Origin of the sequence: Rhabdonatronobacter sediminivivens, assembly GCF_013415485.1 — a bacterium.
GTDB classification, from domain to species: Bacteria; Pseudomonadota; Alphaproteobacteria; order Rhodobacterales; family Rhodobacteraceae; genus Rhabdonatronobacter; species Rhabdonatronobacter sediminivivens.
In genome coordinates, this window is sequence record NZ_JACBXS010000033.1 from 26,560 (window position 1) to 39,784 (window position 13,225).

At 66.5% G+C, this 13,225-nt stretch carries 8 protein-coding genes; 5 read left to right on the plus strand and 3 right to left on the minus strand.

The features are described from left to right. Positions 1–22: 22 nt before the first annotated feature. The 3 genes from HUK65_RS14145 to HUK65_RS14155 all read left to right on the plus strand — a co-directional run bounded on the left by HUK65_RS14145 (position 23) and on the right by HUK65_RS14155 (position 3,800). The gene (locus HUK65_RS14145) at positions 23–1,933 is read left to right on the plus strand and encodes a molybdopterin biosynthesis protein (RefSeq protein WP_235442162.1); all 1,911 of its coding nucleotides are present in this window, start codon (positions 23–25) and stop codon (positions 1,931–1,933) included. 285 nt (positions 1,934–2,218) lie between these two features. Further along, positions 2,219–2,536 carry a TraR/DksA family transcriptional regulator gene (locus HUK65_RS14150; protein ID WP_179906925.1) on the plus strand — a complete coding sequence of 106 codons (318 nt, stop codon included), beginning with the start codon at positions 2,219–2,221 and terminating at the stop codon, positions 2,534–2,536. Positions 2,537–2,543: 7 nt separating this feature from the next. Next, complete coding sequence (locus tag HUK65_RS14155) at positions 2,544–3,800, plus strand: MFS transporter (protein ID WP_179906926.1); 1,257 nt, start codon at positions 2,544–2,546, stop codon at positions 3,798–3,800. Positions 3,801–3,955: 155 nt separating this feature from the next. Here the strand turns inward: HUK65_RS14155 and HUK65_RS14160 are convergent, their stop codons facing one another. Both HUK65_RS14160 and HUK65_RS14165 read right to left on the minus strand, forming a co-directional pair. Continuing rightward, positions 3,956–7,357 (minus strand): hybrid sensor histidine kinase/response regulator, encoded by a 3,402-nt coding sequence (locus tag HUK65_RS14160; RefSeq protein ID WP_179906927.1) that lies wholly within the window; start codon positions 7,355–7,357, stop codon positions 3,956–3,958. Between the two features lie 279 nt (positions 7,358–7,636). Further along, entirely contained in the window at positions 7,637–8,266 is a 630-nt protein-coding gene (locus HUK65_RS14165) for a TetR/AcrR family transcriptional regulator (RefSeq protein ID WP_179906928.1), read from the minus strand. A 139-nt stretch (positions 8,267–8,405) separates the two neighbouring features. Between HUK65_RS14165 and HUK65_RS14170 the strand changes: the two genes are divergently transcribed. Beyond that, entirely contained in the window at positions 8,406–9,785 is a 1,380-nt protein-coding gene (locus HUK65_RS14170) for an aminotransferase (protein ID WP_179906929.1), read from the plus strand. 169 nt (positions 9,786–9,954) lie between these two features. Here HUK65_RS14170 and HUK65_RS14175 read toward each other — a convergent pair whose 3' ends face one another. After that, positions 9,955–12,219, minus strand: coding sequence for an adenosylcobalamin-dependent ribonucleoside-diphosphate reductase (locus HUK65_RS14175; protein ID WP_179906930.1), 2,265 nt, complete (start codon positions 12,217–12,219; stop codon positions 9,955–9,957). Positions 12,220–12,597: 378 nt separating this feature from the next. Between HUK65_RS14175 and HUK65_RS14180 the strand changes: the two genes are divergently transcribed. After that, on the plus strand, positions 12,598–13,131 hold the full coding sequence (locus tag HUK65_RS14180; RefSeq protein ID WP_179906931.1) for a hypothetical protein: 534 nt from the start codon (positions 12,598–12,600) through the stop codon (positions 13,129–13,131). The last annotated feature ends 94 nt before the right edge of the window (positions 13,132–13,225 follow it).

The following is a 13,225-nucleotide window of genomic DNA, read 5'->3' on the forward strand; positions in this document are numbered from 1 at the left end:
CATGCCTGATCCTGCCCCTCCCTTGACGCATGCGCAGGACCAGTTCCTGCAGGTGCTGTCGCGCGATGATGCCGAGGCCGCCTTTCTGGCCGCCCTGAACCCCGCCCCGCTGGGTCCCGAGGATCTGTCCCTCGATCACTTGCCCGGCCGGGTGCTGGCCGCCGATATATCCGCCGCCGTCGATGCGCCCCCCTTTGACCGCGCCGTGGTGGACGGTTTTGCCGTGCGCTCGGCCGATCTGTTCGAGGCCTCGGGCGCCGAACCCGTGCATCTGCGGCTCAATGCCGAAACCATCGCCTGCGGGACCGCCCCGCGCCTGGCAGTGGCCCCTGGCACCGCCACCCCCATTGCCACCGGCGGTCCGATCCCGCGCGGCGCCGATGCGGTGGTGATGATCGAACATACCGACCCCGAAGGCGACGGCATTGCCGTGGCCCGCGCCGTGGCGCCCGGCGCGCATGTGTCCTTTGCCGGATCGGATATCGCGCGTGGGCAGACGCTGCTGCGCAAGGGCGCGGTGATCGGCGCGCGTGAGGTCGCAATGCTGGCCGCCGTCGGGCTGGACCAGGCCACCGTCTGGCGCCGTCCAAGGGTGGCGGTGCTGTCCACGGGGGACGAACTGATCGCCCCCGGCCAACCCCTGCGTCCCGCCGGGGTCTATGACTCCAACGGCCCCGTCATCGCCGCCGCCCTGCGTGAGAACGGCTGCGAGGCCGTGCATCTGGGTGCCGTGCCGGATGACCCGCAGGCGCTGGCCAAGGCGGTGCGCGCAGCCTTTTCCGGGCATGACGGGCTGATCCTTTCGGGCGGCACCTCCAAGGGTGCGGGCGATCTGACGGTGCAGGTGATCGAAGGGCTGGGCGCGCCGGGGATCGTCGCCCATGGCGTGGCGCTCAAGCCCGGCAAGCCGTTGTGCCTGGCGGTCTGCGATGGCAAGCCGGTGGCGGTGCTGCCGGGGTTTCCGACCTCGGCCATGTTCACCTTCCACGAGCTGGTGGCCCCCGCCCTGCGGACCATGGCCGGGCTGCCGCCGCGCGGGGCGGCGCGGGTCAGTGCGACCGTGCCCGTGCGCCTGACATCGGAACTGGGGCGGACCGAGTTTGCCATGGTTGCGCTGACCGAAGGGCCGGACGGGCTGGTGGCGCATCCGGTCGCCAAGGGCTCGGGCGCGGTGACCGCCTTTGCCCAGGCCGACGGGTTCCTGACCGTGCCCGCCCTGGCCGAAAGCCTGGCGCCGGGCACCGAGGCCGAGGTCACGCTCTTTGGCGCGGATGTGGCCCCTCCGCGGCTGGCCATCGTCGGCAGCCATTGCGTGGGGCTGGATGCCGTGGTCGCGCGGTTGGTTGACGCTGGCCTGGCCGCGCGCATCCTCGCCACCGGCTCGCAGGGTGGGCTGGCGGCGCTGCGCCGGCGCGAATGCGATATTGCGCCGATCCATCTGCTGCATCCGGAAAGCGGCGCCTACAACCGCCCCTTCCTGAGCGAGGGGATGCGCCTGATCCCCGGCTGGCGGCGGATGCAGGGGCTGCTGTTCCGCCCCGGCGATCCGCGTTTCGAGGGGCGTGGGCTGGATGCGGCCCTCGCGGCCGCGCTGGCCGACCCGGAGGCGATCATGGTGGGCCGAAATCAGGGATCAGGCACCCGCGTGCTCCTCGACCGGCTGCTGCAGGGCGCGCGCCCGCCCGGCTACTGGAACCAGCCCGCCTCGCACAACGCCGTTGCCGCCAGCGTCGCGCAGGGCCGGGCCGACTGGGGCATGGCCATCCGCCCGGTGGCCGAGGCGATGGGGCTGGGCTTTCTGCCCGTGGCCGACGAACATTACGACTTCGCCGTCCCGGGGACCCCCCGGGACCCCGAGGCGCTGGCCGCATTCGAAGCCGCATTGCGCAACAGCGGCGACGCGCTCTCCCGCCTCGGCTTCGACCCGGGCTGAGATCACCGCCCCAGGCCTGCGCCCTGTCATGGCTGAACGGTCCTGCGGGGCATCCGCGCCATGCGCCGCGCGCGGGCTGGCCGGAACCCCGCGCAACCCTGTCAGCGCAGGCCGCCTGGCGGCGAAACCAATGCCTGCCAGAAGACCCTGACCTGCCCGGCGATGCGGCGCGGGGGCAGGTCAGGAACGGCAAGACGCGCGGGTTTCCGCGCCCGATCACCGCGCCGACCGCGACCGGGAGGGTCCGCTCTTGCAAGGGGGCAGGGGTTCTGGGCAGATGACCGCATGACGGACCCTTCGGAAACCGAGCCGCCCGCACGTTACCGCCCCCGCCCGCTGGCCGGGGCGGTGGCGGCGCTGGCACCGGAGGCGCCGGATCAGCAAGGCGAGGGGCGGCGAAACCGGATGGACGCGATGCAGTATCAGACCATGGCGGCCGGGCAGGAGGCCCGCCGAACCGTCCGCCGCACGGCCATCAAGTTTGCCCAGCGGCGGCGGGAGGGTGCCGCGTTCGGCTGGCGCAGTGATTGCGGCGATGTCATCGGGACCGCGCCACTGGACCGTGATCCGGCGCTGATGCGCTGCATCGATTGCGCGCGTTGACGCAGGGATGAGGGAACTCTCAGCCTTTCTGCGCGCGAATGCGCCCTGGCTGGCGGCGGGGTTCCTGCTCACCTTTGCGTCCAGCTTCGGCCAGACCTTCTTCATCGCGGTCTTTGCGGGCGAGATTCGCGCCGCTTTCGATCTGTCGCATGGCGGCTGGGGGGCGATCTACGCCATGGCCACCACAAGCTCGGCACTGGTCATGATCTGGGCCGGAAGCCTGACCGACCGGTTCCGTGTGCGCCAGATCGGTGTGGGGGTGCTGATCGGGCTGGCGCTGGCCGCCGGGTCCATGGCCTGGATCGGCGACCTCTGGATGCTGGTCGCGGTGATCTTTCTGCTGCGCCTGTCCGGTCAGGGGCTGATGGGCCATGCCGCAATGGTGGCGATGGCGCGCTGGTTCGTCGCCGCCCGTGGCCGCGCCGTTTCGATCGCCGGGCTTGGGGTGGCAATGGGCGAGGCGTTTCTGCCGATCACCTTCGCAGCCCTTCTGGTCGCTTTCGACTGGCGGGCCTTGTGGCTTGTCGCGGCCTGCGTGCTCCTTGCGATGGCGCCGGTCCTGTGGGCGCTTCTGCGGCATGAGCGCACCCCGCAGTCCTTTGCTCAGGCCACAGGAAGCAGCGGCATGGAGGGGCGGATGTGGACCCGCGGCGCCGCGTTCCGTCATTCGGTATTCTGGCTGATGGTTCCTGCGCTGATGGGGCCTGCGGCCTGGAACACGGCCTTCTTCTTTCATCAGGTCCATGTCGCCGAGGCCAAGGGATGGGCGCATCTGACGCTGGTTTCGACCTTTCCGTTCTACACCGCATCCAGCGTGGCCTCCATGCTGGTTGCCGGTTGGCTGGTGGACCGGATTGGAAGCACGCGCCTGGCCGCGTTCTATCTGCTGCCGATGGCGGCGGGCTATCTGGTCTTTGCCCTGGCGGGCACGGTTCCGCTCGGAGGGTTCGGCATAATCCTGATTGGCGCGGGCGTGGGGATGCACGTTACCATGATGGCGACCTACTGGGCCGAGGTCTTCGGGACCCGTCACCTTGGTGCAATTCGGGCGATGATGGCCGCGTTCATGGTGTTTGGAACGGCGCTCGGGCCGGCGATTACCGGGATGCTGATCGACCTCGGGATCGATTTCCCGGCGCAATGCCTGGGGATCGGCGCCTATTTCGTGGGCTCGGCGGGGTTTGCCGCAGTTGCGGGGCGGCGCGCAAGACGCGCCTTGCATCAACCGCATGGGCATGAACGGGACCCTCCGGCGGCGGAATGATCCGTGGCGCGCAGCGTGCTGCACCCCCTCAGGACATGGCCATTGCAACGATGCTTGGTCCGGCCACTGCCGCCGGGCCGGTGGACGCGGCAACGCCGCGCCCGCCAGGCAGATCGCCGCGCCGCCGGGCGCATGGTTCCGCGTGGGGCCGGACGCTAGCCGTTGCCCAGGACCTTGCGCACCTTGGTGGCAAGCTGGTCGCGCCGGTAGGGTTTGCTGAGCAGTTCCACCCCCGGGTCCAGGCGGCCGTGATGGACGATGGCGTTTTCGCTGTAGCCGGAGGTGAAGAGCACCTTCAGCCCGGGACGCAGGGCGCGCGCCGCATCGGCGAGCTCCCGCCCGTTCATCCCGCCGGGCAGCACGATATCGGTGAACAGCAGATCAAGCCCGGGGCGATCGCGCAGGATCTCCAGCGCCTGCGGTCCGGTTTCCGCCGCCTCGACCCGGTATCCCAGCCCGATGAGGCTTGCCACCAGATGCTCGCGCACCATCGGATCATCTTCGACGACAAGGATGAACTCGGGGCCGCCGACGATCTGGCCCGCGCCGTCATCGGCCCCCGGTTGCGTGTCCGCATCATCCGAGCGCGGCAGATACAGCTTCACGCAGGTGCCCTCGCCGGGTTCCGAATAGACGCGGATATGGCCGCGCGACTGCTTGACGAAGCCGTAGACCATGCTCAGGCCCAGCCCCGAGCCCTTGCCGATCTCCTTGGTGGTGAAGAAGGGCTCGAACACGCGCTCCAGCACGTCAGGCGCCATGCCCCCGCCGGTGTCGGTCACGGTGATCAACACGTATCGGCCGGGCGCCAGTTCCGGCTCGCGGGTGACGTAATCCTTGTCAAGCACGGCGTTGGCCAGCTCGATTGTCAGGTGGCCGCCGTCGGGCATCGCGTCGCGGGCATTGAGCGCGAGGTTGAGGAGCGCGGCCTCCAGCTGGCTTGCGTCGATCTCGGCCTGCCACAGGTCGGCGGCACGAAAGATCCGGATGTCGATGCTTTCGGGCAATGTGCGCCGCAGCATGTCATCCACGCCGTGGATCAGGATGCTGACATCCGTAACACGCGGGACCAGCGGCTGCTTGCGCGCGAAGGCCAGCAGCCGGTTGGTCAGTTCGGCCCCGCGCTCGGCGGCGGTGACGGTCATGTCGGCCAGGGCGCGCAGGCGCGGCCGATCGGCCAGCTGGCTTGCCAGAAGTTCGCCATTCCCGAGGATCACCGTCAGCAGGTTGTTGAAATCATGCGCCACGCCCCCGGTCAGCTGTCCCACGGCCTCGAGCTTCTGGGACTGGCGCAGCCGGTTCTCCATGTCCCGCTGGCTGGTGACATCGGTCATGCTGCCCAGCATCCGGATTGCCTTTCCTGCGGCGTTGCGGATGACGTAGGAGCGGTCGATGACTGTCAGGTAATGCCCGTCAGCATGGCGAAAGCGGTATTCCCCCGACCAGAATGCCCCCGAACCGGCAATCAGGTCGTTGATGCTTGACACCACCCTGTCCCTGTCCTCGGGGTGCAGGCGGGTCTCCCATGACTCGGTTCCCGGCTCGATCCTTGTGCGATCATAGCCGAAAAGCGTCTGCAGGTTCTCATTCCACCATTGCCTGTCGGCGGCCACTTCCCAGTCCCAGATGACGTCATTCGTGGCCTGCGTCACCAGCCGGAATCGCTCCTGGTTGAGGCGGATTTCTTCCTCGGCGCGCTTGCGCTGCGTGACGTCGCGTTGCACGGCAACAAAATGTGTATACCGGCCGCCCTCATCGGTGATGGGCACGATGTCGATCTCCAGCCAGATTTCCGCGCCTGCCTTGGTGTAGTTGATCAGTTCGGCGCGAACCTGGCGGTTGTGCTCCAGCGCCGCGCGGATGCGGTCAAGCTCGGCGCGGTCGGTCTTTGGCCCCTGCAGGATGCGCGGGGTCGCGCCGATCGCCTCATCGCGGCTGTAGCCGGTGTGCTTCACGAAGGCCTCGTTGACATAGACGATCTTCGGGCCGTCAGGGCCGTCGATGGGTTCGGCCTCGGTGATGAGCAGGATGTCATTCTGGCGCGAGACTGCCGTTTCCAACAGCCGCAGCCTTTCCTCGCGTGCGTGCTCTCGGGTGATGTCGCGGAAATAGACGGCCAGACCTTCGGGCGTCGGTTCGGCGTCGATCTCGAGCATCATCGAAAGCGGCGGGAAGAAGACGCGGAACCGAACGGGCTTTCCGCTTCCGAGCGCGCGCTCATACTCGTGCTGGATGATGGTGCCGGCGGCTTCGGGGAACACGTCCCAGTTGTTCCTGCCCAGCAGATCCGCGCGGCTGCGCCCGATGATCTGTTCGGCGCGGGTGTTCACGAACAGGAAGCGCCAGTTCTGGTCAAGAAGGACAAACCCGTCACTGATACTGTCCAGCGTCCTGTGCAGCCGCCGCGAGAGCACCTGCGCCTTGGCGCGTGCCGCCAGGAGTTCCGAGACATCCTGGAACGCCCCCTGCGCGGCGACGATGTCGCCCGCCTCGTTGCGCACGGCTTCACCGATGGCCCGCACCCAGACGCGGTTGCCCCTGGCGGTTATGATCTGCAGGATCTCGTCAAAGGGTGTCCCCTCGATCACGCAGGCGTTGAACACGGTGCGGACCTTGTCGCGGGAGTCGGGCGCGTAGAAACTCATGCCCTCCTCAAGCGACAGGGTGGTCCCTTCAGGAAGCTCATGGATGGCGGCCATCTCGCTGCTCCAGGCCATGCGCGGCGAGTCGAGATCGACCCGCCAGCTTCCCATGCGGGCCATGCGCGCGGTGATGCGCCGCATCTGCAGGGCTTCCGACATCTCTTCCCGCGCGCGGACGTCACCCGTGACATCCTGCAGAGCGCCGATCAGCCAGGCATCCTCACCTGATCCGACACGTTCGGAGATGCCGCGCAGATGCACCATGCGCCCATCCGGTCTGAGAAGGCGGTGCTGGAACGCGAATGTCGTCTCGCGCGAGCGGCGGAACCGTTCCAGTTCCGCAGCCATCTGCGCGCGATCCTGCGGATGGATCATTGCAAGCAGTCCATCGAACCCGGGTTCGCCATCCTCGGGCGACAGGCCGCATATGTCGAACACCCTTTCGGACCAGCTCTGTTGGCCGGTTGCGAGGTCCAACTTCCAGATACCAATGTTTAGCAGGTTCTGCGCCAGGCGCAGGTCCACGCCCTGTTCGGCCGCATCCGGTGGCGCGCCCCGGGGCGGGGCCTCCTGCAGGGTCACGCACACAAGGGGCGCGGCATCGGTGGCAAGCTGGCGGCCGCGTATCGTGACGGGCCACCACCCGCCCGCGTGCTGTCGCAGATGCCACTGCCCCAGATCCGTGAAACTGCGGCCCAGCCCGGCGAGTGCGGTCCTGAATGCCCCGGCCTCCCCAGGCGCCAGAAGCGCCTCCAGTGTCATCGCCTCAAGGGTATCCGCGCTGTAGCCAAGGCTCCTGGACAGGATGTCGTTCACGTCAAGGATGCGCAGGGTGCCCGCGTCGAAGCCGCAGAACGGGAGCCCCAGGTCGCTGGCCGCCTGTCGGAGCGCCGCGTTGTCCTTGCCTGAAGCCATCCGCTCACCCCCGACTGCGCCCAGATGTCCCCGACTATCGCGGCATGAGCGGTGAAACGCAAATCTGTCATGCACAAATTTTCGGCGCACGGGCTGAAGTCCTGCGGTGGGCGGCGGGTGCCGCCTGCATTGCCCCCGGGTGCCTGTGGCAGAACGGTCCGGCCTCTATCGTCAGCGCCGCCGGGCTGGGCCGGGTTCTCGCGGCTTCCATGACCGCCCCTGCGCCGACAGAAAGCAGGGCGCGCCCCCGGATCAAACGCGCGCGGGTTTGACATCAGGTCATGCGCGCGCATCCATCCACGGGGCCAGACGCGCGATGGCGGCCCGCGTTGCGGCAAGGGCGTGGTGGCGGTCGATATGGCCCGCGGACAGGTGCATGCGCTGCCAGTAGCCATCGGTCAGGGTTTCCGTCCAGTCGGCATGGCATGGCGCCTCTGCGGCCCTGGACGGGGGCAGCAGGTCGCGCCAGATGCGGGTCAGAACCTCGCGCCGGCGCGCATCGAAATCCTCGGCCACCGCGTCGTAGCTGGGTTGGAAATGCAGCTCGCCCCAGAAGGCAAACCAGAGCGGCAGAAGCTCTGGCCCGCAGGCGGCCAGATCGAAATCCGCGGCAACAAGGGCCTGAAGCTGCGCCGCCGCGTCCGGGGGCGCAGCATCGAGCGCGCCCTGCCAGTGATCTTCATAACCCTGATAGAGGTCGCGCAGGGTTTCCGTCAGCAACGCGGCCTTGGTGTCGAAATAGAATACCGCGACCCCCTGGGACAGGCCCGCTTCTTCGGCGACCGTTGCCAGGGTCGTCCGTGCCAGCCCATGGCGCAGGATCGACCGCCGGGCTGCATCCAGCACCTGCCGCCGCCGCATCCGGGCATTTTCCTTGCGCTGTTTGCGCGGCTTCCTGTCAGCCTGCATGACCACGCCCCATCGCTGTGCCAGCTTCCCTATTGGCACAGCAGGGGCGCAAGATCAGCAGAAAAATTTTATCTGAGCGCTCAAATAAATTTGCAACGCGCAGGAGATCCCTGTACCCTGGCGCAAAATGGAGCCCCTGATGAACCTGCTTGCCAATACCCCCGCCGCCGATGACCTGACGCGCTGGGACCGTGAGAACCATCTGCACCCCTGGGCCGAGGTGAAAAGCTGGCGCAAGGCAGATTACATGCGCGTCGATACCGCTGAAGGCATCTATCTGTGGGATGGGGCGGGGCGGCGCTTCATCGACGGGCCGGGTGGCATGTGGTGTGTCCAGATCGGGTATGGGCGCGCCGAAATGGCCCGCGCCATCGCCGAACAGACCATGAAGATGGCCTATACCTCACCCTGGACCGCAACATCGGGACCGACGGCACAACTGGCCCATATGATTGCCGCGCGCACGCCCGGTGACCTCAATACCGTCCATTTCACCACCGGCGGCTCAACCGCGGTGGATACCGCGCTGCGTTTCATGCAATTCTTCAACAATCGCCTGGGGCGGCCGGACAAGAAGGTCATCCTGGCCCGCGAAAAGGGCTATCACGGCTCAACCTATCTGGCTTCGACCGTGACCGGCAAGGAGCGTTTCGAGGCGAAGTTCGACAAGGCCAGTGATCTTGTCCATTTCCTGCCGGACGTGAACCCCTATCGCCGCCCCCCGGGCATGAGCATGGCCGCGTGGTGCGATGCCAAGGTGGCCGATCTGCAGGACGCCATTGCCACGCTGGGGGCGGACCGGATCGGCGCCTTCATCGCCGAGCCGATCCTGTGTTCCGGCGGCGTGATCGTCCCGCCCGAGGGGTACCACCGCCGCACGTTCGAGATCTGCCGCGCCCATGACATCCTCTATATCTCGGATGAGGTCGTGACCGGCTTTGGCCGGCTGGGCCACTGGTTCGCCTCGGATGATGCGTTCGGGGTAACCCCGGATATCATCACCATGGCAAAGGGGATGACCTCGGGCTATCTGCCCCTGGGGGCCTGCGTCATTTCCGATACGCTCATGGCGCGCGTGTCCGCCCCGGATGGTCAGGATGTGTTCTATAACGGTTACACCTATTCCGGGCATCCGGTCAGTTGCGCCGCCGCCATTGCGAATATCGAGATCATGGAGCGCGAGGATATCCTGGGCCATGTCCGCAGGGTCACGCCGCAGTTCCACAGCCGCATGCGCCGGATCGCCGACAGGTTCGACATCGTCGGGGATGTACGCGGCATGGGGCTTCTGGGATGTATCGAATGCCGCCCCGATCTGCATGATCCCACCTATGCCAAGGATCTGCAATTCGGGGCGCGGCTGGATGCGGCCTGCGAAAGGCGCGGCCTGCTTCTGCGCCCGTTCGGGGCGATGGCCGTTTTCTCGCCGCCGCTGATCATCTCCGAGGCCCAGATCGAGGAAATGTTCGACATCATGGAGGCCGGGCTGGAGGAGTTGAGCGCAGAATACAACGCGTGACGGAGCCTCCACCCAGGATGCATATCCGCGGCACCGCAAGGCCCTGACGGGGGCCGCCGCGTCCGCAAGAGCATCACGCCCTCTCGCTGATCACCGAACTTACCGGCGGTCACAGGCCCCGGAGTCATTGATCGTCAAAGCCAGACGAGCGTCCCACGGGTGGCGTCGGTCAGCCGCATTTACTGTGCCCGCAGGCGCGGCAGGTCATGCAGCCTTCGATCATCACCATCTCGGGGGCGCCGCAGGAGGGGCAGACGCGGCCCAGTGGCGCCTCGCCCACGGCCATGCGCTGCGCCTCGGGGTCGGTTTTCAGGCCCAGCCCCTCACCGGCGATGAAGCCGATGCGGATCAGGTGCTGTTCGATCACGCCACCGATGGCCGCCAGGATCGACGGGATGTACCGTCCCTGCACCCAGGCCCCGCCGCGGGGGTCAAAGACGGCCTTCAACTCCTCGACGACGAAGCTCACATCGCCCCCGCGCCGGAACACGGCCGAGATCATGCGCGTCAGCGCCACGGTCCAGGCGAAATGCTCCATGTTCTTGGAATTGATGAAGATTTCGAAGGGGCGGCGGTGGCCGTTGATAACCGTGTCATTGATTGTGACATAGATCGCGTGCTCGGACCCGGGCCATTTCAGCTTGTAGGTATGGCCCTCCAATGCCTCGGGGCGGTCGAAGGGGGTGGAGAGATAGACCACATCGGCGCCGGTATCGGCTTCGGGCGTGGCTTCGGAGCTTTCCGCCACCGACAGGACCGAACCCGTGACATCATTGGGCCGGTAGGTGGTGCAGCCCTTGCAGCCCATGTCCCAGGCGGCCATGTAGACATCCTTGAAGGCGTCGAAGCTGATATCCTCGGGGCAGTTGATGGTTTTCGAGATCGAACTGTCCACCCATTTCTGCGCCGCCGCCTGCATCCGCACATGGTCCATGGGCGCCAGGTTCTGGGCGTTGACGAAATAGTCGGGCAGGGGGGTGTCGCCGTGCAGCTCGCGCCACAGGCGCACGGCATGGTCCTGGACCTTCTCCTCGGTCCGGCTGCCATCGGTCTGCAGCACCTTGCGGGTGTATTCATGGGCGAAGACCGGCTCGATCCCCGAACTGACATTGCCGGCATAGAGGCTGATGGTCCCGGTGGGCGCGATCGAGGTCAGCAGCGCGTTGCGGATACCGTGGTCGCGCACGGCGGCGCGCAGGTCGTCATCCATGGCCTGCATCATCCCCGAGGCCAGGAAGGCGTCAGCATCGAAGAGCGGAAACGGCCCCTTTTCGCGCGCCAGATCGACCGAGGCGAAATAGGCCGCCCGCGCGATGGCGCGCATCCAGCTTTCCGTCTGCGCCACCGCCGGGTCGCCGCCATAGCGCAGCCCCAGCATGATCAGCGCATCGGCCAGCCCCGTCACCCCCAGCCCGATCCGGCGCTTGGCGCGCGCCTCCTGCGCCTGGGCCTCCAGCGGGAAACGGCTGGCATCGACCACATTGTCCATCATGCGCACGGCCAGGCGGACCAGATCCTCCAGCGCCTGCGGGTCCAGGCGGGCGGCGGGGGTGAAGGGGTCCCGCACCAGTTGCGCCAGGTTGATCGACCCCAGCAGGCAGGCGCCATAGGGGGGCAGGGGCTGTTCGCCGCAGGGGTTGGTGGCGGCGATGGTCTCGCAGTAATGCAGGTTGTTGGCGGCGTTGATCCGGTCGATGAAGATCACGCCCGGCTCGGCATAGTCATAGGTGGCGCGCATGATCCGGTTCCACAGATCGCGCGCCGGCACGGTCTGATAGACCCGCCCGCCGAATTGCAGATCCCAGGGACCATCGGCCTTGACCGCCTCCATGAAGGCATCGGTGACCAGCACCGACAGGTTGAACATCCGCAGCCGCGCGGCATCGTGCTTGGCGGTGATGAAATCGGCGATATCGGGGTGATCGCAGCGCATGGTGGCCATCATCGCACCCCGGCGCGAGCCCGCGGACATGATGGTGCGGCACATGGCATCCCACACATCCATGAACGAAAGCGGCCCCGAGGCATCCGCCGCCACCCCCTGCACCGGCGCCCCGCGCGGGCGGATGGTGCTGAAATCATAGCCGATGCCGCCACCCTGCTGCATGGTCAGCGCGGCCTCCTTCAGCATGTCGAAGATACCGGCCATGCTGTCGGGGATGGTGCCCATGACAAAGCAGTTGAACAGCGTGACCGAACGGTCGGTGCCCGCCCCGGCGATGATCCGGCCCGCCGGCAGGAAGCGGAAATCGGACAGCGCATCATAGAAGCGCTCCTCCCACGCGTCAGGGGTGGCTTCGACCGAAGCCAGCGCGCGGGCGATCCGGCGCCAGGTGTCTTCGACGCTGCCATCCAGCGCGGTGCCATCCGCGGCCTTCAACCGGTATTTCATGTCCCAGATCTGTTCGGCAATCGGGGCGGCAAAGCGGCTCATGGGCAATATCCTGCGCTGTGGGGAGCGGAGTCATCCAGATTAAGTGCACCGCCCGCCGCGGTCAACCGTGACTGCGCCTTCGGGCGGTCGCCACCGGGCAGGAGAAGCCTGTGCAGTACCGCCGACCGTCTGCGACGAATGCTGCGCCATGATGCCAATGGCACAGAAGCGGACAAACCGGTCATCCGAAGCAAGAACCCGGACTGCGTCGCCGATTGCGAACGAGGTTGCGGGTGCCGAATATCATTACCGCAGCGCGCAGTCCGCGGACCCGAATTGCCCGCTTCCGACCCCGGTCCGCTATTCGTCGAACGTTCCCGTGGACTCAAACCCTGTCTCGAAGTAGAATTGTGCACATACTAAGAATTGGATTTCGCTATGGCAAGATTCGGTTTTCGCACATTGAGCGGCGGTATGGGGCCTGTCAGCTACTCGAACATTTATGTTGCCTTTATTCCTGGTGGCAATTGTGATGATAGCAGAAGGCTCTACAGGTTTGGCCAAGCGTTCGGCTACGCCACAACCGTAGCTCTCGGTTACTCGATGAGCGCTGTCGAAGGCGGTTTCCCGCTCCCGGCGCAGGACACGGCACGGCGCAGCTTGCCACTCAACTGGGCAGGCAAGCGGCTTCGTTTGGAAGTGGCCGGAAGCCACTACCCCCTTTACACGACCGACACCAAAGTCAAGTTTCAGCTGACGGAGTATGACGCGGCCAGACGCGAACATGTGCTCTACGAGGACACCTTCATGATACCCTGCCGCGGCACAAATGTCGGCGGCATCAATGTAGAGGGCCATCTCCACCAGATGGATATCGGCTCCTGGTGGAGGGGTGGCGGCGAAAGGGTCTATAACTCAATCATGTATCCGTCTCTTTCGGGCAGGCCTTCCGCTTCGGTCTGCGAAGGCTGATGAGTGTTCGATGCCTCAGAGGCCAATCGGAAATGAGTTGAGTGAATTCAGCAGGTTGTGATTCTGTTCAGTTGCGACACAGAACGGAGATCAT